The sequence below is a fragment of the Lapillicoccus jejuensis genome (assembly GCF_006715055.1).
GTDB lineage: Bacteria > Actinomycetota > Actinomycetes > Actinomycetales > Dermatophilaceae > Lapillicoccus > Lapillicoccus jejuensis.
Genome location: NZ_VFMN01000001.1, coordinates 539,521 through 556,169, shown reverse-complemented (window position 1 = coordinate 556,169; position 16,649 = coordinate 539,521). Strand labels below are relative to the sequence as shown.

The window sequence follows — 16,649 nt, the reverse complement described above, 5'->3', positions numbered from 1 at the left end:
CACCGCCCGCCCCTAGAGTCGGGGACATGGCGCTGTCGCTCGACCCCCGGTTCGACCTCGACACCGAGGCCGCCGGCCTCATGGCGTACGTCGACGCCTCCCCGACCCCGTTCCACGCCGTCGTGCAGGCGGGGTGGCTGCTCGAGGAGGCCGGCTTCGTCCGGGTCGACGAGAGCGACCCGTTCCCGACCGTCGCCGGCCGGTTCTACCTCGTGCGCGGCGGGTCGCTCGTCGCGTGGAGCACCGACGCGCAGCTCGCGCCGTCGAGTCCGTTCCGCGTCGTCGCGGCGCACACCGACAGCCCCAACCTGCGCCTCAAGGCCAACGCCGACTCCTCGTGCGTGGGCTGGCAGCAGCTCGGCGTCGAGGTCTACGGCGGCCCGCTGCTGCCGACCTGGCTGGACCGCGACCTCGGCCTCTCGGGCCGGGTCGCCGTGCGCGACCGTGAGGCCCCGGGCGGGGTCGGCCACCGGCTGCTTACCGGCAGCGACCCGCTGCTGCGGGTGGCCATGCTCGCCATCCACCTCGACCGCACCGCCAACGACGGGCTCACCCTCGACCGCCAGCGCCACCTCGCGCCGGTCTGGGGGCTCGGGCAGGCGCCCGGCGACGTCGTCGGGTGGCTGTCCGAGCAGGTGGGCGTCGCCCGCCGGGACGTCCTCGGCTGGGACGTCATGACCCACGACACCCAGCCCTCGGCGCGGCTGGGCCGGTCGGGCGACCTGCTGGCCGCCCCGCGACTGGACAACCTCGGGACGTCGTACGCCGGCACGCGGGCCCTCGTCGAGGCCGTCGCCGCACCGGGCGACCGTCCGGGCCACGTGCCGGTCCTCGTGCTGTTCGACCACGAGGAGGTCGGCAGCACGAGCGAGCGCGGCGCCCAGTCGACGATGCTCCCCACCGTCCTCGAGCGGGTCGTGGCCTCCCGCGGCGGCGGCCGCGAGGACCTGCTGCGGGCCCTGGCCGGGACGGTCGTCGCCTCAGGCGACATGTCGCACGCGACCCACCCGAACTGGCCCGAGCGCCACGAGCCCTCGCACCACGTGCGGGCCGACGGCGGTCCGGTCCTCAAGCTCAACGCGCAGCTGCGCTACGCCAGCGACGCGATGGGGGCGGGCGCGTTCCGGCTGGCCTGCGAGCAGGCGGGCACGCCCATGCAGACCTACATCCACCGCACCGACCTGCCGTGCGGCAGCACCGTCGGTCCGATGACCGCCGCGGTCACCGGGGCGCTGACCGTCGACGTCGGCGCCCCCATGCTCTCGATGCACAGCTGCCGCGAGCTGATGGCCGCGCACGCCGTGGCGCCGTACGCCGCCGCGCTGGCCGCCTTCCTCGTCCCCGCGCGCTGACCCCGCCCGCCGACCCCGCCCGCTGACCCCGCCCGCCGACCCCGCGCGTCAGGCCCGCCGCCAGGCCCAGGCCGTCGGCGGCTCGAGCGCCGCGGCGAGGGCGCCGCGGACGGCCGCGGCGTGCGGTACGGCCAGCGGCGCGCCGTCCTGCAGCGGCTGCTGGTCGAGGGTGACGTACAGGCCGCGCAGGGTGCGCAGGGCGTTGCTGACGTGGCCCGGCACCGGCCCCGGCTCGCCGTCGGCGAGCAGCTCGACGACCGGCGCCAGCCAGGTCGTGGCGACCTGCTCGTCCTCGCATCGGGAGAGCACGAGGGCGGTCGCGCAGGCCAGACGGTCGTCCTCCTGGTCGCGCCACACCGCGTCCGAGGGCGTGGTCAGCCGGTCGGCGACGGCCTCGAGAAGCCGCGTCGGTGCGACCGCCCGGGTGACGCCCCAGGCGCCGAGGGCGTCGGCGCCGTGGGCGACCGCGTGCACCCAGCCGAGGTCGTCGTCCCAGCCGCGCTGGTCCGGCTCCGTCGGGTACCACGCGAGCAGCGCGTCGACCCAGGCCTCCCGGGGCGGCTCGTGCGCGCCGAGCATGGCGAGGGTCAGCGCGCCGAAGGAGCGGGCCTCGGCCCGCGGGTGCGTCAGGAGCGCGCACGCGGCGTCGCCGAGCCGCCGTCGGTGGGGCGCGTCGAGGTCGCCCTGCGCCAGGGCGGCGCCGACCGCGGTGGCCGCGCCGTCGTCGCGCACGACGGGGTCGGGGGAGGCGAGGTCCCGGACGAGCCGGTCGACGGCGGAGTCATCGAGCACGGTCGACGAGCGTAGACGCGCGGGCGTCGTCCGCGGTTACCGTGCCCTAGCGTGACGTCCGTGGACGCGACGTCGGGCCTGCACCTGCGCTGGGTGGACGTCTCGCTCGACGTGCCCCGGGCCGACGTCCGCCGGGCCGCGGGCTTCTGGGCGGCGGCGACCGGCGGGCACCTGTCGCCGTGGCGTGACGACGGCCGCTTCGTCACGGTCGTGCCGCCGGCCGGGCGGCCGGTGCTGCGGCTGCAGGCCGTCGACGACGGACCCGTCGGCTGGCACCCCGACCTGCGCGTCGGCGACCCGGAGCGGGCCGTGGCCCACGCCCGCGCCCGGGGGGCCCGGGTCGTCGGGCGGCGTCCCGGCGTGGTCGTCCTCGCGACCCCCGGTGGGCAGCCCCTCTGCGTCACCGGCGACGGGGAGGGTACGGGCGACGCCCGCCCGGACCCGACCGGGGAGCCGCCGACGCGCGTCGACCAGCTCGCCCTCGACCTGCCGCCGGACCGCGCCGAGGTCGACGCGGCCTTCTGGGCGGGCCTCACGGGCTGGGAGCGCGTGGTGGGCCGGCGCCCCGAGCTCGCCGTGCTGCGCCCGGAGGGCTTCGGGGCGGGTCCCGCCCCCCAGCGCGGGGTGCCGGTGCGGCTGCTGCTGCACAGCCTGGGGGAGGACGAGCGGGGGAGGGCGCCGTGGGCGCACCTCGACCTCGCGGCCGGCAGCGACCCCGCCGTACGGCGTCGCGCCGTCGCCGCCCACGTGGCCCTCGGGGCCACGGTCGTGCGCGACACCCCGGGGTGGACGGTCCTGGTGGACCCGGTCGGGGCGACGTACTGTCTCACCGGGCGCGACCCCCTCACGGGAGCGGTCGCGCCGGTCCCCTGAGCGTCGTCCCGACGGGGGAGGAGCCGCGGCGCGCCCGACCGCGGGGGCCGGGATTTGGCCTGTGCGGAGCCCTCTGGCACACTGGTCAGGTTGCTTGTCGCGTGGGACCGACCCGTTCGGTCCCGCCGCCCCCGCCCGGACACCCGAGGTGGCCCGGGGGAAGCGCAGGCGCCCGGCTCGGCCGGGCCACGACGAACCACCCAGCGACCGGGCTCCTCCATGCCGGTCGCCGGGCCGCGGAGCAGGTGCGACACACCCGACCGCGGGGGTCGGTGGTCAGGCGAGCAGGACCCCAGGCAGATGTTCGGCGAGAGAGAGACCCACTTCAGATGGCGGGACAGAAGATCCGCATCCGGCTGAAGTCGTACGACCACGAGGTCATCGACAGCTCGGCGCGCAAGATCGTTGACACGGTGACCCGTGCCGGTGCCACGGTGGTCGGCCCGGTGCCGCTGCCCACGGAGAAGAACGTCTTCGTCGTCATCCGGTCGCCCCACAAGTACAAGGACAGCCGCGAGCACTTCGAGATGCGCACGCACAAGCGGCTGATCGACATCATCGACCCGACGCCGAAGGCCGTCGACTCGCTCATGCGGCTCGACCTGCCCGCCGACGTCAACATCGAGATCAAGCTCTGAGGCCACGATGACTGACACGACTGTCAAGAACGTCAAGGGCCTGCTCGGCGAGAAGCTGGGCATGACCCAGGTCTGGGACGAGGCCGGGCGCCTCGTCCCCGTCACGGTGATCAAGGCCGGCCCGTGCGTCGTCACGCAGCTGCGCGACGAGGCCACCGACGGCTACGGCGCGGTGCAGATCGCCTACGGCGACATCGACCCGCGCAAGGTCAACAAGCCCATGAAGGGCCACTTCGAGAAGGCCGGCGTGACCCCGCGCCGCTACCTCATCGAGCTGCGCACGGCCGACGCGGGCGAGTACGCCCTCGGCCAGGAGCTCAGCGCCGAGACCTTCGAGGCCGGCCAGAAGATCGACGCCTCGGCGACGACCAAGGGCAAGGGCTTCGCCGGTGTCATGAAGCGTCACGGCTTCAAGGGCGTCAGCTCCTCCCACGGTGCGCACCGCAACCACCGCAAGCCGGGCTCGATCGGCGGGTGCTCCACCCCCGGTCGCGTCTTCAAGGGCATGCGCATGGCCGGCCGCATGGGCGGCGTGCGCCAGACCACCCAGAACCTGACGATCCACGCCGTGGACGCCGACAAGGGCCTGCTGCTCGTCAAGGGTGCCGTCCCCGGCCCCCGCGGCGCGGTCGTCCTCGTCCGCACGGCCGCGAAGGGAGCCTGAGTCCATGGCGACCACGAACGCCGATCTCCCCGCGGAGATCTTCGACGTCCAGACCAACGTCCCGCTCATCCACCAGGTCGTCGTCGCGCAGCTCGCGGCGGCCCGCCAGGGCACGCACTCGACCAAGACGCGCGGCGAGGTCCGCGGTGGCGGCGCCAAGCCGTACCGGCAGAAGGGCACCGGCCGCGCCCGTCAGGGCTCGACCCGCGCGCCGCAGTTCACCGGTGGTGGCGTCGTGCACGGCCCGCAGCCGCGCGACTACAGCCAGCGGACCCCCAAGAAGATGAAGGCCGCCGCCCTGCGCGGGGCCCTGTCCGACCGGGCCCGCCACGGCCGCGTGCACGTCGTCGACGGCATCGTCACCGGCGAGGCCCCCTCGGCCAAGGCCGCCCGCGCGACGCTCTCGGGTCTCACCGAGCGCGCCTCGCTCCTCGTCGTGCTGACCCGCACCGACGAGGTGGCCTGGAAGAGCGTGCGCAACCTCAGCGACGTCCACGTCCTGGCCGTCGACCAGCTCAACACGTACGACGTGCTCTGCGCGGAGGACGTCGTCTTCACCCAGGCCGCGCTCGACGCCTTCGTCGCCGGCCCGAAGGCCGCCGCGGCCGACGTGCAGGAGGACGGCAAGTGAGCAGCATCCACGCGAAGGACCCCCGCGACATCCTCATCGCCCCGGTGGTGTCGGAGAAGTCGTACGGCCTGCTCGACGAGGGCAAGTACACGTTCCTCGTCGACCCGCGCTCGAACAAGACCGAGATCAAGATCGCGGTCGAGCAGGTGTTCGGCGTCAAGGTCGAGTCGGTCCACACGCTCAACCGCCAGGGCAAGGCCCGCCGGACCCGCTTCGGGATCGGTCGCCGCAAGGACACCAAGCGCGCGATCGTCACCCTCAAGGAAGGGTCCATCGACATCTTCGGCGCGAGCGCCTGAGCTGACGAGGACGACAAGGGAAATTCACCATGGGTATCCGTAACTACAAGCCGACCACGCCGGGCCGTCGCGGCTCGTCGGTCGCCGACTTCGTCGAGGTCACGCGCTCGACGCCGGAGAAGTCGCTGGTCCGCCCGCTCACCAAGAGCGGTGGCCGCAACTCCTCGGGCCGCATCACCACCCGGCACATCGGTGGCGGTCACAAGCGCGCCTACCGCGTCATCGACTTCCGTCGCCACGACAAGGACGGCGTCCCCGCGACCGTCGCCCACATCGAGTACGACCCCAACCGCACCGCGCGCATCGCGCTGCTGCACTACGCCGACGGCGAGAAGCGCTACATCCTGGCGCCGAACCGCCTCAAGCAGGGTGACCGGATCGAGAACGGCCCCTCGGCCGACATCAAGCCGGGCAACAGCCTGCCGCTGCGCAACATCCCGGTCGGTACGGTCGTGCACGCCATCGAGCTCAAGCCCGGCGGCGGCGCCAAGATCGCCCGCTCCGCCGGCTCGCGCGTCCAGCTCGTCGCCAAGGACGGCCCCTACGCGCAGCTGCGCATGCCGTCCGGCGAGGTCCGCAACGTCGACCTGCGCTGCCGCGCCACGGTCGGCGAGGTGGGCAACTCCGAGCAGTCGAACATCAACTGGGGCAAGGCCGGCCGCATGCGGTGGAAGGGCAAGCGCCCGACCGTCCGCGGTGTCGCCATGAACCCGATCGACCACCCGCACGGTGGTGGAGAGGGCAAGACCTCCGGTGGTCGCCACCCGGTGAGCCCGTGGGGTCAGCCGGAGGGACGCACGCGTCGCCCCAACAAGGAGAGCGACAAGCTCATCGTCCGCCGCCGTCGTACCGGCAAGAAGCGCTGAGGAGCCTGAACCATGCCTCGTAGCCTGAAGAAGGGCCCCTTCATCGACGACCACCTTCAGAAGAAGGTGGACGCCCAGAACGAAGGCGGCACGAAGAACGTCATCAAGACCTGGTCGCGTCGGTCGGTCATCAGCCCCGACATGCTCGGTCACACCCTCGCCGTGCACGACGGCCGCAAGCACGTCCCGGTGTTCGTCACCGAGTCGATGGTCGGCCACAAGCTCGGCGAGTTCGCCCCCACGCGCACCTTCAAGGGTCACGTGAAGGACGACAAGAAGGGGCGTCGTCGCTGATGGCCACCCCGAACGCCACCACCAAGGAGACCCCCGTGTCGGCCCAGGCCAGCGCGCGCCACGTGCGCGTCACGCCGATGAAGGCCCGCCGGGTCGTCGACCTCATCCGCGGCAAGGCCGCCACCGAGGCCGTCGCCACCCTGCGCTTCGCCCCCCAGTCGGCCGCCGAGCCCGTGCGCAAGGTCGTCGAGAGCGCCATCGCCAACGCCCGCGTCAAGGCCGACCGCGACTCGGTCGCCTTCGACGAGCGCCGCCTGGTCATCGAGGCCGCGTACGTCGACGAGGGCCCGACGATGAAGCGGTTCCGCCCCCGCGCCCAGGGCCGCGCGTCGCGCATCAACAAGCGCACGAGCCACATCACGGTGGTCGTCGCGCAGTCCCAGAAGTCCACGAGCAAGGCAGGAGGCCGCTGATGGGTCAGAAGGTCAACCCGCACGGGTTCCGCCTCGGCATCACCACGGAGCACCAGAGCCGGTGGTTCGCCGACTCCACCAAGACGGGTCAGCGCTACCGCGACTACGTCAAGGAGGACGTCGCGATCCGCAAGCTCATGTCCACGGGCATGGAGCGCGCCGGCATCTCGCGCGTCGAGATCGAGCGCACCCGCGACCGCGTCCGCGTGGACATCCACACGGCGCGCCCGGGCATCGTCATCGGCCGCCGCGGCGCCGAGGCCGACCGCATCCGCGGCGAGCTCGAGAAGCTCACGGGCAAGCAGGTCCAGCTGAACATCCTCGAGGTCAAGAACCCCGAGGTCGACTCCCAGCTGGTCGCCCAGGGCATCGCCGAGCAGCTCGCCGCCCGCGTCACGTTCCGTCGCGCCATGCGCAAGGGCATGCAGTCGGCCACCCGCGCCGGCGCCAAGGGCATCCGCGTGCAGTGCTCCGGCCGCCTCGGCGGCGCGGAGATGTCGCGCTCGGAGTTCTACCGCGAGGGTCGCGTCCCGCTGCACACGCTGCGCGCCAACATCGACTACGGCTTCTACGAGGCCCGTACGCCGTTCGGCCGCATCGGCGTCAAGGTGTGGATCTACAAGGGCGACGTCACCGCGCGTGAGCTCGCCCAGCAGCAGGCCACCGCGCCGCGCGCGCCCCGTGGTCCTCGCCGCGACGGCGCCGAGCGCCCGACCCGCGCCCGCCGTGACCGCGACGCCGCCCCCGCGGGCGACGCCACCGCCGCTCCCGCCGAGGCCTCGGCGGAGTCGGCCACCCCGTCCAGCACCACCGAGCAGGGCTGAGCCATGTTGATCCCCCGTCGAGTCAAGCACCGCAAGCAGCACCACCCGGGTCGCTCGGGCGCTGCCAAGGGCGGCACCGCGATCTCCTTCGGTGACTACGGCATCCAGGCCCTCGAGCCGGCCTACGTCACCAACCGCCAGATCGAGTCCGCTCGTATCGCCATGACCCGCTACATGAAGCGTGGCGGCAAGGTCTGGATCAACATCTACCCGGACCGTCCGCTCACCAAGAAGCCGGCCGAGACCCGCATGGGTTCCGGCAAGGGTTCGCCCGAGTGGTGGATCGCCAACATCAAGCCCGGCCGCGTCATGTTCGAGCTGTCCGGCGTCTCCGAGCCCGTGGCCCGCGAGGCCCTGCGCCTGGCGATGCACAAGCTCCCCATGAAGTGCCGCTTCGTCCGCCGTGAGGGTGGTGACATCTGATGGCCGTCGGGACCAAGGACCTCGCTCCTGACTCGCTGCGCAGCTTCGACGACAACCGTCTCGTCGACGAGCTCCGCAAGGCGAAGGAGGAGCTGTTCAACCTCCGATTCCAGTCCGCCACGGGCCAGCTGGACAACCACGGCCGGCTCCGTGCCGTCCGTCGCGACATCGCGCGGATCTACACCGAGATGCGCGAGCGCGAGCTCGGGATCGGCTCGGCCCCCGCCGCCCCGGCGGAGGAGCCGACCGAGACCACGAAGGCGAAGAAGTCGAAGAAGGCGCAGGACGAGGCATGAGCGAGAACACCCAGGACAGCGCCGCGGCGCAGGACTCCTCCGAGTCCTCGGTGCGCAGCGACCGCAAGACCCGACAGGGTTACGTCGTCAGCGACAAGATGACCAAGACCGTCGTCGTCGAGGTCGAGGACCGCGTCAAGCACGCGCTCTACGGCAAGGTGCTGCGCCGCAGCAGCCGCATCAAGGCGCACGACGAGGCCTTCGGTGCCTCGGTCGGCGACCGCGTCCTCATCATGGAGACCCGCCCGCTCTCGGCGACGAAGCGCTGGCGAGTCGTGGAGATTCTGGAGAAGGCCAAGTGATCCAGCAGGAGACGCGACTGCGCGTCGCCGACAACACCGGTGCCAAGGAGATCCTCTGCATCCGGGTGCTCGGTGGGTCCGGTCGGCGCTACGCCGGCATCGGGGACACCATCGTCGCCACGGTCAAGGACGCGATCCCCGGGGGCAACGTCAAGTCGGGTGACGTCGTCAAGGCCGTCATCGTGCGCACCGTCAAGGAGCGCCGGCGTCCGGACGGCTCGTACATCAAGTTCGACGAGAACGCCGCGGTGATCCTGCGCGCCGACGGGGACCCGCGCGGTACGCGCATCTTCGGTCCGGTCGGTCGCGAGCTGCGCGACAAGCGCTTCATGAAGATCGTCTCGCTGGCGCCGGAGGTGCTCTGACCATGGCGACCACGAAGCCGAAGATGAAGATCAAGAAGGGCGACCTCGTCCAGGTGATCTCCGGCCGCAGCCAGAAGAACGGCGGCGACCGGGGCAAGCAGGGCAAGGTCATCGCCGTCTACCCCGAGACCCAGCGCGTCCTCGTCGAGGGCGTCGGCCGGGTGACCAAGCACGTCAAGTCCGGGGCCACCGACCGTGGCACCCGCACCGGCGGCCTGGTCCACACCGAGGCGCCGATCCACGTGAGCAACGTGGCCGTCGTCGACCCCGAGACCAAGAAGCCGACCCGCGTCAGGACGCGTGTGGAGGATGTCGAGCGCGACGGGCGCACCAAGGCCCGCCGTACCCGCGTCGCCGTGCGCTCCGGGAAGGACCTGTGATGGCGACCGCCACCGCTCCGCGCCTCAAGGCGCGCTACCAGGACGAGATCAAGTCGTCCCTGCACCAGCAGTTCGGCTACGGCAACGTCATGCAGGTGCCGGGCGTCGTCAAGGTCGTCGTCAACATGGGTGTCGGCGAGGCCGCTCGCGACTCCAAGCTCATCGAGGGCGCCGTGCGCGACCTCGAGGCGATCACCGGCCAGAAGCCGGTCGTCACCCGGGCCCGCAAGTCGATCGCGCAGTTCAAGCTGCGCGAGGGCATGCCGATCGGCGCGCACACCACGCTGCGCGGTGACCGCATGTGGGAGTTCCTCGACCGCCTCGTGTCCATCGCGCTGCCGCGCATCCGCGACTTCCGCGGCCTGAACGGCAACCAGTTCGACGGTCACGGCAACTACACGTTCGGCCTCAACGAGCAGTCGATGTTCCACGAGATCGACCAGGACCGCATCGACCGCGTCCGCGGCATGGACATCACCGTGGTCACCACGGCGGCGAACGACGACGAGGGACGCGCGCTGCTCAAGGCGCTGGGCTTCCCGTTCAAGGAGAACTGACCGATGGCCAAGACCGCTCTGATCAACAAGGCGAACGCCAAGCCGAAGTTCAAGGTCCGCGCCTACACGCGCTGCCAGCGCTGCGGCCGCCCGCACTCGGTCTACCGCAAGTTCGGCCTGTGCCGGATCTGCCTGCGCGAGATGGCCCACCGGGGCGAGCTGCCCGGCGTGACCAAGAGCTCCTGGTAACACCACCCCCCACCACTGCTGACAGGACAGGTCCCCCCGGCACCCGCCGGGAGGGAAACCGTCCTGAGGAAGGGCGAAGGCCCAACCCATGACCATGACCGACCCGATCGCGGACATGCTGACCCGCGTGCGGAACGCCAACTCGGCGCACCACGACGTGGTGTCCATGCCGTTCTCGAAGCTCAAGTCCCACATCGCCGAGATCCTCCAGGCCGAGGGCTACATCGCCGGCTGGAAGGTCGAGGACGCCGAGGTCGGCCGGACGCTGACCATCGACCTCAAGTACGGCCCCAACCGGGAGCGCTCCATCGCCGGCGTCCGCCGCGTGAGCAAGCCCGGCCTGCGGGTCTACGCGAAGTCGACCAACCTGCCCAAGGTCCTCGGTGGTCTGGGCGTCGCCATCATCTCGACGTCCTCGGGTCTCCTGACGGACAAGCAGGCCGCGCAGAAGGGCGTCGGCGGGGAAGTCCTCGCCTACGTCTGGTGAGCGGACAGGTACGAGGAGAACACTGACATGTCGCGAATCGGACGACTTCCCGTCACCGTCCCCACCGGGGTCGACGTGACCATCGACGGCCAGGCCGTCACCGTCAAGGGCCCCAAGGGCGAGCTCGCCCTCGCGGTCCCGCAGCCCATCGCCGTCGGCCGCGGCGAGGACGGCGTCGTCGAGGTCACCCGCCCCGACGACGAGCGCGCCTCGCGCTCGCTGCACGGCCTCACCCGCTCGCTGATCAACAACATGGTGGTCGGCGTGACGGCGGGCTACGAGAAGAAGATGGAGATCCACGGCACGGGTTACCGCGTGGTCGCCAAGGGCAGCAACCTCGAGTTCTCCCTGGGCTACAGCCACTCGATCACCGTCGAGCCGCCCCAGGGCATCTCCTTCACCGTCGAGAACCCCACCCGCTTCACGGTGGCGGGGATCGACAAGCAGCAGGTCGGCGAGGTGGCCGCCAACATCCGCAAGCTGCGCAAGCCGGACCCGTACAAGGGCAAGGGCGTGCGCTACGCGGGCGAGCACATCCGTCGCAAGGTCGGAAAGGCCGGTAAGTAAGCCATGGCAGGCAAGAGCATCGTCAAGCGCGGCACGAGCAAGGCCGCGGCGCGCGTGCGCCGCCAGGTCCGTGGCCGCAAGAAGATCGCCGGCACGACCGAGCGCCCCCGCCTGGTGGTGTCGCGCAGCACCCGCCACCTGTTCGTCCAGGTCGTCGACGACACCGTCGGCAAGACGCTCGCGTCGGCCTCGACGATGGAGGCGGACCTGCGCGCCCTCGAGGGCGACAAGACCGCCAAGGCCCGCCGGGTCGGCGAGCTCGTCGCCGAGCGCGCGAAGCAGGCCGGCGTCGAGTCGGTCGTCTTCGACCGTGCCGGCAACAAGTACCACGGCCGGGTGGCCGCCATCGCCGAGGGCGCCCGCGAGGGCGGTCTGGCGCTGTGACCCCCGCCGTGACCGTGAACGAGAACCACACCAGCGAGATGAGGAACCTCTGATGCCCGGACCCCAGCGTCGAGGCACCGGCGCCACCGGTGCCGGCGGCAACGAGCGCGGCGACCGCCGCGACGGGCGTGGCCGCGACGGCCGCGACCGCCGCGACTCGCGCGACGCCGAGAAGAGCCAGTACGTCGAGCGCGTGGTGACCATCAACCGCGTCGCCAAGGTCGTCAAGGGTGGTCGTCGCTTCAGCTTCACCGCCCTCGTCGTCGTCGGCGACGGTGACGGCACCGTCGGCGTCGGCTACGGCAAGGCCAAGGAGGTGCCCGCGGCGATCGCCAAGGGCGTCGAGGAGGCCAAGAAGGACTTCTTCAAGGTCCCGCGCATCGCCGGCACCATCCCGCACCCCGTCCAGGGTGAGGCGGCCGCCGGTGTCGTCATGCTCCGCCCCGCCGCTCCCGGTACCGGTGTCATCGCCGGTGGCCCGGTGCGCGCGGTGCTCGAGTGCGCCGGCATCCACGACGTCCTGAGCAAGTCGCTCGGCTCGTCGAACGCCATCAACATCGTCCACGCCACGCGGGAGGCCCTCAAGGGCCTCGAGCGTCCCGAGGCCGTCGCGGCCCGCCGCGGTCTGCCCCTCGAGGACGTCGCCCCCGCCGCCATGCTGCGCGCCCAGGCCGCGGCCCGGGCGGAGAAGGCCGACGCGAAGGCGGGTGCCTGACGTGGCGCGCCTGAAGGTGACCCAGACCCGTTCCGAGATCGGGGGCAAGCGCAACCACCGCGAGACGCTGCGCACCCTCGGCCTCAAGCGCATCGGCGACGTCGTGGTGAAGGAGGACCGCCCGGAGATCCGCGGCATGGTCCGCACCGTCACCCACCTCGTCGCCGTCGAGGAGGTTGAGTGAGCATGGCCGACACCAAGGCCACCGCGGACGCCGGCGAGGGCTCGACCCTGCGCGTCCACCACCTGCGCCCGGCCCCGGGCGCGAAGACGCCGAAGACCCGCGTGGGTCGCGGTGAGGGCAGCAAGGGCAAGACCGCCGGTCGCGGTACCAAGGGCACCAAGGCCCGGTACCAGGTGCCGGAGCGCTTCGAGGGCGGTCAGATGCCGCTGCACATGCGCCTGCCCAAGCTGCGCGGCTTCAAGAACCCGTTCCGCACCGAGTACCAGGTCGTCAACCTCGACCGCATCTCGGCGCTCTACCCCGAGGGCGGCGACGTGACCGTCGAGTCCCTCGTCGCCAAGGGCGCCGTCCGCGGCGGCCAGCTGGTCAAGGTGCTCGGCACCGGCGAGCTGACCGTCAAGGTCGACGTCACCGCCCACGCCTTCTCGACCTCCGCCAGGGAGAAGATCGAGGCGGCCGGCGGGAGCACCACGGCGCTCTGACGCCACCCGGCGGACGACACGCGCGGCCGGCGCCCCCTCGGGGCGCCGGCCGCCGTCGTCCCCGCCCCGTCCACCGAGGACGCCGTACCGCTCGGCGTGACCCCCGTCCCGACCGGCGCCGTGGCGCCGGGGGAGCGGGGTATCCTCACGGGGTCGCACGCCCGATCGGGAGCGGCGGCCCCTTCACCCCCGGGTGATCGCACGATGCGCGCAGGCGCGCGCCATCAGGAGGAAGTCGATGCTTGCCGGATTCGTCCGCGCGTTCAGGACGCCGGACCTGCGCAAGAAGCTGCTGTTCACCCTGTTCATCATCGTGGTGTACCGGCTGGGCACCGCCGTGCCGACGCCCGGGGTGTCCTACAGCAAGGTCCGCGCCTGCCTCGACGGGGCCGACCCGCAGTCGGGCTTCATCGGCCTGGCCAACCTCTTCAGCGGAGGGGCGCTGCTGCAGCTGTCGATCTTCGCGCTCGGGATCATGCCCTACATCACGAGCAGCATCATCATCCAGCTGCTCACGGTCGTCATCCCGCGGTTCGAGGCCCTCAAGAAGGAGGGCCAGGCGGGTCAGACCAAGCTGACGCAGTACACGCGCTACCTGACCATCGGCCTGGCGATCCTCCAGAGCTCGACGCTCATCACCTTCGCGCGCAACCCGGAGCAGATCTTCGGCCCCAGCTGCACCTCGATCATGAACGACGAGTCGATCCCGACGATCCTCATCATGGTCCTCGTGCTCACCGCGGGCACCGGCCTCATCATGTGGATGGGCGAGCTCCTCACCGACCGCGGCATCGGCAACGGCATGTCCGTGCTGATCTTCACCTCGATCGCCTCGGGCTTCCCGAGCTCGCTGTGGCAGATCCAGCAGCGCGACGGCCGCTGGGACGTCTTCATCGGCATCATCCTCATGGGCTTCGTCATCATGGCCGCCGTCATCTTCGTCGAGCAGTCCCAGCGCCGCGTCCCGGTGCAGTACGCCAAGCGCCAGGTCGGACGCCGCATGTACGGCGGCTCGTCGACCTACATCCCGCTCAAGGTCAACATGGCCGGTGTCATCCCGGTCATCTTCGCCAGCTCGCTGCTGTCGCTGCCCGCGCTCGTCGCGCAGTTCAACACCCCGCAGAACGGCACCCCCGCGGCGGGCTGGGTGCAGTGGATCCAGAACAACCTGACCCGCGGCGACCACCCGATCTACATGCTCATCTACACCGTGCTGATCCTGTTCTTCACGTTCTTCTACGTGTCGATCACGTTCAACCCGGTCGAGGTCTCCGACAACATGAAGAAGTACGGCGGCTTCATCCCGGGCATCCGCGCGGGACGTCCGACGGCCGAGTACCTCGACTACGTGCTGACCCGGATCACCGTGCCCGGCGCCCTCTACCTCGCCGTCATCTCGCTCATCCCGCTGCTGGCGCTCAAGGCGTTCGGCGGCACCGCGTCGCAGAGCTTCCCCTTCGGCGGGACGTCGATCCTCATCATCGTCGGCGTCGGTCTGGAGACGGTCAAGCAGATCCAGGCCCAGCTCCAGCAGCGCAACTACGAAGGGTTCCTCCGCTGATGCGTCTCCTCATCATGGGTCCGCCCGGCGCCGGCAAGGGCACGCAGGCCGCGAAGATCGCCGCGCAGTACGGCATCCCCGCCATCTCCACGGGCGACATCTTCCGCACCAACATCAAGGAGCGGACCGAGCTGGGGCAGCAGGTCGAGCAGATCCTCTCCTCCGGCGGCTACGTCCCCGACGAGCTGACCAACGAGATCGTCCGCGACCGGCTCACCTGGGACGACACCGCCCCGGGCTGGCTGCTCGACGGCTACCCCCGCACCGGTGGGCAGGTCGCCTTCCTCGACGGCACCCTGAGCGCCGCGGGCGCGTCGCTCGACGCCGTCGTCTCGCTCACCGTCGACGAGGACGCGGTCGTCCAGCGGCTGCTCAAGCGGGCCGAGACGGACGGGCGCACCGACGACACCGAGGACGTCATCCGCGAGCGGCAGGCCATCTACCGCCAGGAGACCGCCCCGCTGCTCGCGACGTACGGCGGGCGGGGCCTCGTCCTCGAGGTCGACGGCATGGGCGACGTCGACGAGGTGACGGCCCGGCTCGTCGCCGCCATCGACGCGCGCACCGGCGAGCGGGACTGACCCCGCCCGTGTTCGGTCGACGTCAGACCCCCGCCAAGTCGGCGGAGGAGCTCGTCCTCATGCGCGCGGCCGGGCTGCTCGTGGGGCGCACGCTCGAGCTGCTCCAGCGCGAGGTGCGCGACGGGATGACGACGCTCCAGCTCGACACCCTCGCCGAGACGTTCATCCGCGACCACGGCGCGGTGCCCAACTTCCAGCTCGTGCCGGGCTACCGGCACACGCTGTGCACGAGCGTCAACGAGGAGGTCGTGCACGGCATCCCGGGTGAGCGGGTGCTGCGTGACGGCGACCTGCTCTCGGTCGACTGCGGCGCGCAGCTCGCGGACTGGAACGGCGACGCGGCGGTGTCGCTCGTCGTCGGGGGGCCGCAGGCCGGGACCGACGCCGACCGCACCCTCGTCGAGGTGACCGAGCAGGCCCTGTGGGCGGGCATCACCGCCCTCGCGGTCGGCGAGCGGCTCTACGCCGTCGGCGACGCCGTGCAGGAGCTCGTCGAGGAGCGCGGGGCCCGGGACGGCCACGAGCTGGGCATCGTCGAGGAGTACGTCGGGCACGGCATCGGCCGCACGATGCACGAGGACCCGCAGATCCCGAACTACGCCGTGCGCGACAAGGGGCCGCTCGTGCGCGCGGGCTTCACGGGCGCGGTCGAGCCGATGCTCACCTGGGGCAGCGCCGAGACCCGCGTGCTCGCCGACGACTGGACGGTCGTCACGACGGACGGCTCGCGCGCCGCGCACTGGGAGCACTCCGTCGCCGTCACCGAGGCGGGCCTCACGGTGCTCACCGCCCTCGACGGCGGGCAGGCGCGCCTGACCGCCCTCGGGGCGCCGTACGCGCCGCTGGACTGAGCCCGGCCGATTAGGTCGGGGCGCGGGCCCTCCCGTAACATGGTCCGTTGGGTGTCGTGTGCTCCGACACCCGGTTTCGTTGTCCTGAGCACGCACTCGACGGATTGACGGAGGACATGGCCAAGAAGGACGGTGTCATCGAGATTGAGGGCACGATCGTGGAGGCGCTCCCGAACGCGATGTTCCGCGTGGAGCTCTCGAACGGTCACAAGGTGCTCGCCCACATCTCGGGCAAGATGCGACAGCACTACATCCGGATCCTCCCCGAGGACCGCGTGGTGGTCGAGCTCTCGCCGTACGACCTCGACCGCGGCCGTATCGTCTTCCGCTACCGCTGAGCCCCACCCCGCAGAATCGACGAGAAGCAGGCAGATGAAGGTCCAGCCCAGCGTCAAGAAGATCTGCGACAAGTGCAAGGTGATCCGCCGCAACGGCCGGGTCATGGTGATCTGCGAGAACCTGCGCCACAAGCAGCGCCAGGGCTGACCAGAAGCACCGCACCACGCACGCGTCGCCGGACTCCCGACACGCGCAGCACCACCAGATAGCGCAGCACCCGACCCCTGCGGACCGGCAACGCCGGCCCAGGACGTCACCCCCGGCCCGGAGGCCGGGGACCGGACAGGCCCCGAGAGCGGGGCCGGACCCGCAGCCCGACAGGGTGCGGCGTCGGCCGGAC

29 protein-coding genes are annotated in these 16,649 nt (G+C 71.6%); 28 read left to right on the top strand and 1 reads right to left on the bottom strand.

Translation table 11 applies throughout. From position 1 onward, the window contains the following. Nucleotides 1-26: 26 nt before the first annotated feature. Entirely contained in the window at nucleotides 27-1,352 is a 1,326-nt protein-coding gene (locus FB458_RS02735; RefSeq protein ID WP_141846567.1) for a M18 family aminopeptidase, read from the top strand. 48 nt (nucleotides 1,353-1,400) lie between these two features. Here FB458_RS02735 and FB458_RS02730 read toward each other — a convergent pair whose 3' ends face one another. Continuing rightward, entirely contained in the window at nucleotides 1,401-2,144 is a 744-nt protein-coding gene (locus FB458_RS02730) for a DUF2785 domain-containing protein (RefSeq protein WP_141846565.1), read from the bottom strand. A 51-nt stretch (nucleotides 2,145-2,195) separates the two neighbouring features. Between FB458_RS02730 and FB458_RS02725 the strand changes: the two genes are divergently transcribed. The 27 genes from FB458_RS02725 to rpmJ all read left to right on the top strand — a co-directional run bounded on the left by FB458_RS02725 (nucleotide 2,196) and on the right by rpmJ (nucleotide 16,456). Further along, on the top strand, nucleotides 2,196-3,017 hold the full coding sequence (locus FB458_RS02725; RefSeq protein ID WP_141846563.1) for a VOC family protein: 822 nt from the start codon (nucleotides 2,196-2,198) through the stop codon (nucleotides 3,015-3,017). Between the two features lie 329 nt (nucleotides 3,018-3,346). Then, nucleotides 3,347-3,655, top strand: coding sequence for a 30S ribosomal protein S10 (gene rpsJ / locus FB458_RS02720; protein WP_019146773.1), 309 nt, complete (start codon nucleotides 3,347-3,349; stop codon nucleotides 3,653-3,655). Between the two features lie 7 nt (nucleotides 3,656-3,662). Then, on the top strand, nucleotides 3,663-4,319 hold the full coding sequence (gene rplC / locus FB458_RS02715; protein ID WP_211355908.1) for a 50S ribosomal protein L3: 657 nt from the start codon (nucleotides 3,663-3,665) through the stop codon (nucleotides 4,317-4,319). A 4-nt stretch (nucleotides 4,320-4,323) separates the two neighbouring features. Then, complete coding sequence (gene rplD / locus FB458_RS02710) at nucleotides 4,324-4,950, top strand: 50S ribosomal protein L4 (RefSeq protein WP_141846561.1); 627 nt, start codon at nucleotides 4,324-4,326, stop codon at nucleotides 4,948-4,950. Further along, a complete protein-coding gene (gene rplW, locus FB458_RS02705; RefSeq protein WP_141846559.1) occupies nucleotides 4,947-5,249 on the top strand; it encodes a 50S ribosomal protein L23 in 303 nt (100 codons plus the stop codon). The genes rplD and rplW overlap by 4 nt, the downstream gene beginning before the upstream one ends. A 29-nt stretch (nucleotides 5,250-5,278) precedes the next feature. After that, nucleotides 5,279-6,115 carry a 50S ribosomal protein L2 gene (gene rplB / locus FB458_RS02700; RefSeq protein ID WP_141846557.1) on the top strand — a complete coding sequence of 279 codons (837 nt, stop codon included), beginning with the start codon at nucleotides 5,279-5,281 and terminating at the stop codon, nucleotides 6,113-6,115. 12 nt (nucleotides 6,116-6,127) lie between these two features. Beyond that, nucleotides 6,128-6,409 (top strand): 30S ribosomal protein S19, encoded by a 282-nt coding sequence (rpsS, locus tag FB458_RS02695; RefSeq protein ID WP_141846555.1) that lies wholly within the window; start codon nucleotides 6,128-6,130, stop codon nucleotides 6,407-6,409. Between the two features lie 35 nt (nucleotides 6,410-6,444). Continuing rightward, complete coding sequence (gene rplV, locus FB458_RS02690) at nucleotides 6,445-6,822, top strand: 50S ribosomal protein L22 (protein WP_141850283.1); 378 nt, start codon at nucleotides 6,445-6,447, stop codon at nucleotides 6,820-6,822. Beyond that, nucleotides 6,822-7,646 carry a 30S ribosomal protein S3 gene (rpsC, locus tag FB458_RS02685; RefSeq protein WP_141846553.1) on the top strand — a complete coding sequence of 275 codons (825 nt, stop codon included), beginning with the start codon at nucleotides 6,822-6,824 and terminating at the stop codon, nucleotides 7,644-7,646. Before rplV ends, rpsC begins: the two co-directional genes overlap by 1 nt. A 3-nt stretch (nucleotides 7,647-7,649) precedes the next feature. Further along, nucleotides 7,650-8,069 (top strand): 50S ribosomal protein L16, encoded by a 420-nt coding sequence (rplP, locus tag FB458_RS02680; RefSeq protein WP_141846551.1) that lies wholly within the window; start codon nucleotides 7,650-7,652, stop codon nucleotides 8,067-8,069. Next, nucleotides 8,069-8,365, top strand: a complete 297-nt coding sequence (gene rpmC, locus FB458_RS02675) for a 50S ribosomal protein L29 (protein ID WP_141846549.1) — start codon at nucleotides 8,069-8,071, stop codon at nucleotides 8,363-8,365. The genes rplP and rpmC overlap by 1 nt, the downstream gene beginning before the upstream one ends. Beyond that, entirely contained in the window at nucleotides 8,362-8,667 is a 306-nt protein-coding gene (gene rpsQ, locus FB458_RS02670; protein ID WP_141846547.1) for a 30S ribosomal protein S17, read from the top strand. The genes rpmC and rpsQ overlap by 4 nt, the downstream gene beginning before the upstream one ends. After that, a complete protein-coding gene (gene rplN, locus FB458_RS02665) occupies nucleotides 8,664-9,032 on the top strand; it encodes a 50S ribosomal protein L14 (protein WP_141846545.1) in 369 nt (122 codons plus the stop codon). The genes rpsQ and rplN overlap by 4 nt, the downstream gene beginning before the upstream one ends. A gap of 2 nt (nucleotides 9,033-9,034) precedes the next feature. Next, nucleotides 9,035-9,412, top strand: a complete 378-nt coding sequence (rplX, locus tag FB458_RS02660; RefSeq protein WP_211355907.1) for a 50S ribosomal protein L24 — start codon at nucleotides 9,035-9,037, stop codon at nucleotides 9,410-9,412. Then, entirely contained in the window at nucleotides 9,412-9,969 is a 558-nt protein-coding gene (gene rplE / locus FB458_RS02655; RefSeq protein WP_141846543.1) for a 50S ribosomal protein L5, read from the top strand. The genes rplX and rplE overlap by 1 nt, the downstream gene beginning before the upstream one ends. Before the next feature lie 3 nt (nucleotides 9,970-9,972). Continuing rightward, entirely contained in the window at nucleotides 9,973-10,158 is a 186-nt protein-coding gene (locus FB458_RS02650; protein WP_141846541.1) for a type Z 30S ribosomal protein S14, read from the top strand. Between the two features lie 88 nt (nucleotides 10,159-10,246). Next, the gene (rpsH, locus tag FB458_RS02645) at nucleotides 10,247-10,645 is read left to right on the top strand and encodes a 30S ribosomal protein S8 (RefSeq protein ID WP_141846539.1); all 399 of its coding nucleotides are present in this window, start codon (nucleotides 10,247-10,249) and stop codon (nucleotides 10,643-10,645) included. Between the two features lie 27 nt (nucleotides 10,646-10,672). Beyond that, the gene (gene rplF / locus FB458_RS02640; protein ID WP_141846537.1) at nucleotides 10,673-11,212 is read left to right on the top strand and encodes a 50S ribosomal protein L6; all 540 of its coding nucleotides are present in this window, start codon (nucleotides 10,673-10,675) and stop codon (nucleotides 11,210-11,212) included. Between the two features lie 3 nt (nucleotides 11,213-11,215). Then, on the top strand, nucleotides 11,216-11,596 hold the full coding sequence (gene rplR / locus FB458_RS02635; RefSeq protein ID WP_141846535.1) for a 50S ribosomal protein L18: 381 nt from the start codon (nucleotides 11,216-11,218) through the stop codon (nucleotides 11,594-11,596). Nucleotides 11,597-11,648: 52 nt separating this feature from the next. Further along, the gene (gene rpsE / locus FB458_RS02630; RefSeq protein ID WP_141846533.1) at nucleotides 11,649-12,311 is read left to right on the top strand and encodes a 30S ribosomal protein S5; all 663 of its coding nucleotides are present in this window, start codon (nucleotides 11,649-11,651) and stop codon (nucleotides 12,309-12,311) included. Between the two features lies 1 nt (nucleotide 12,312). After that, nucleotides 12,313-12,495, top strand: coding sequence for a 50S ribosomal protein L30 (rpmD, locus tag FB458_RS02625; RefSeq protein ID WP_141846531.1), 183 nt, complete (start codon nucleotides 12,313-12,315; stop codon nucleotides 12,493-12,495). Nucleotides 12,496-12,497: 2 nt separating this feature from the next. Further along, complete coding sequence (gene rplO, locus FB458_RS02620) at nucleotides 12,498-12,977, top strand: 50S ribosomal protein L15 (protein WP_141846529.1); 480 nt, start codon at nucleotides 12,498-12,500, stop codon at nucleotides 12,975-12,977. A gap of 238 nt (nucleotides 12,978-13,215) precedes the next feature. Continuing rightward, complete coding sequence (gene secY, locus FB458_RS02615; RefSeq protein WP_141846527.1) at nucleotides 13,216-14,538, top strand: preprotein translocase subunit SecY; 1,323 nt, start codon at nucleotides 13,216-13,218, stop codon at nucleotides 14,536-14,538. After that, nucleotides 14,538-15,119, top strand: coding sequence for an adenylate kinase (locus tag FB458_RS02610; RefSeq protein WP_141846525.1), 582 nt, complete (start codon nucleotides 14,538-14,540; stop codon nucleotides 15,117-15,119). The genes secY and FB458_RS02610 overlap by 1 nt, the downstream gene beginning before the upstream one ends. Nucleotides 15,120-15,127: 8 nt before the next feature. Beyond that, the gene (gene map, locus FB458_RS02605; protein WP_141846523.1) at nucleotides 15,128-15,970 is read left to right on the top strand and encodes a type I methionyl aminopeptidase; all 843 of its coding nucleotides are present in this window, start codon (nucleotides 15,128-15,130) and stop codon (nucleotides 15,968-15,970) included. 116 nt (nucleotides 15,971-16,086) lie between these two features. Continuing rightward, entirely contained in the window at nucleotides 16,087-16,308 is a 222-nt protein-coding gene (gene infA, locus FB458_RS02600; protein ID WP_141846521.1) for a translation initiation factor IF-1, read from the top strand. 34 nt (nucleotides 16,309-16,342) lie between these two features. Further along, complete coding sequence (gene rpmJ / locus FB458_RS02595) at nucleotides 16,343-16,456, top strand: 50S ribosomal protein L36 (RefSeq protein ID WP_006592630.1); 114 nt, start codon at nucleotides 16,343-16,345, stop codon at nucleotides 16,454-16,456. The last annotated feature ends 193 nt before the right edge of the window (nucleotides 16,457-16,649 follow it).

Coding starts and splice junctions, on each gene's coding strand:
- FB458_RS02735 (WP_141846567.1), top strand. CDS start 27: ATGGCGCTGTCGCTCGACCCCCGGTTCGACCTCGACACCGAGGCCGCC.
- rpsJ (WP_019146773.1), top strand. CDS start 3,347: ATGGCGGGACAGAAGATCCGCATCCGGCTGAAGTCGTACGACCACGAG.
- rplC (WP_211355908.1), top strand. CDS start 3,663: ATGACTGACACGACTGTCAAGAACGTCAAGGGCCTGCTCGGCGAGAAG.
- rplD (WP_141846561.1), top strand. CDS start 4,324: ATGGCGACCACGAACGCCGATCTCCCCGCGGAGATCTTCGACGTCCAG.
- rplB (WP_141846557.1), top strand. CDS start 5,279: ATGGGTATCCGTAACTACAAGCCGACCACGCCGGGCCGTCGCGGCTCG.
- rpsS (WP_141846555.1), top strand. CDS start 6,128: ATGCCTCGTAGCCTGAAGAAGGGCCCCTTCATCGACGACCACCTTCAG.
- rpsC (WP_141846553.1), top strand. CDS start 6,822: ATGGGTCAGAAGGTCAACCCGCACGGGTTCCGCCTCGGCATCACCACG.
- rplP (WP_141846551.1), top strand. CDS start 7,650: ATGTTGATCCCCCGTCGAGTCAAGCACCGCAAGCAGCACCACCCGGGT.
- rpmC (WP_141846549.1), top strand. CDS start 8,069: ATGGCCGTCGGGACCAAGGACCTCGCTCCTGACTCGCTGCGCAGCTTC.
- rpsQ (WP_141846547.1), top strand. CDS start 8,362: ATGAGCGAGAACACCCAGGACAGCGCCGCGGCGCAGGACTCCTCCGAG.
- rplX (WP_211355907.1), top strand. CDS start 9,035: ATGGCGACCACGAAGCCGAAGATGAAGATCAAGAAGGGCGACCTCGTC.
- rplE (WP_141846543.1), top strand. CDS start 9,412: ATGGCGACCGCCACCGCTCCGCGCCTCAAGGCGCGCTACCAGGACGAG.
- FB458_RS02650 (WP_141846541.1), top strand. CDS start 9,973: ATGGCCAAGACCGCTCTGATCAACAAGGCGAACGCCAAGCCGAAGTTC.
- rpsH (WP_141846539.1), top strand. CDS start 10,247: ATGACCATGACCGACCCGATCGCGGACATGCTGACCCGCGTGCGGAAC.
- rplF (WP_141846537.1), top strand. CDS start 10,673: ATGTCGCGAATCGGACGACTTCCCGTCACCGTCCCCACCGGGGTCGAC.
- rplR (WP_141846535.1), top strand. CDS start 11,216: ATGGCAGGCAAGAGCATCGTCAAGCGCGGCACGAGCAAGGCCGCGGCG.
- rpsE (WP_141846533.1), top strand. CDS start 11,649: ATGCCCGGACCCCAGCGTCGAGGCACCGGCGCCACCGGTGCCGGCGGC.
- rplO (WP_141846529.1), top strand. CDS start 12,498: ATGGCCGACACCAAGGCCACCGCGGACGCCGGCGAGGGCTCGACCCTG.
- secY (WP_141846527.1), top strand. CDS start 13,216: ATGCTTGCCGGATTCGTCCGCGCGTTCAGGACGCCGGACCTGCGCAAG.
- FB458_RS02610 (WP_141846525.1), top strand. CDS start 14,538: ATGCGTCTCCTCATCATGGGTCCGCCCGGCGCCGGCAAGGGCACGCAG.
- infA (WP_141846521.1), top strand. CDS start 16,087: ATGGCCAAGAAGGACGGTGTCATCGAGATTGAGGGCACGATCGTGGAG.
- rpmJ (WP_006592630.1), top strand. CDS start 16,343: ATGAAGGTCCAGCCCAGCGTCAAGAAGATCTGCGACAAGTGCAAGGTG.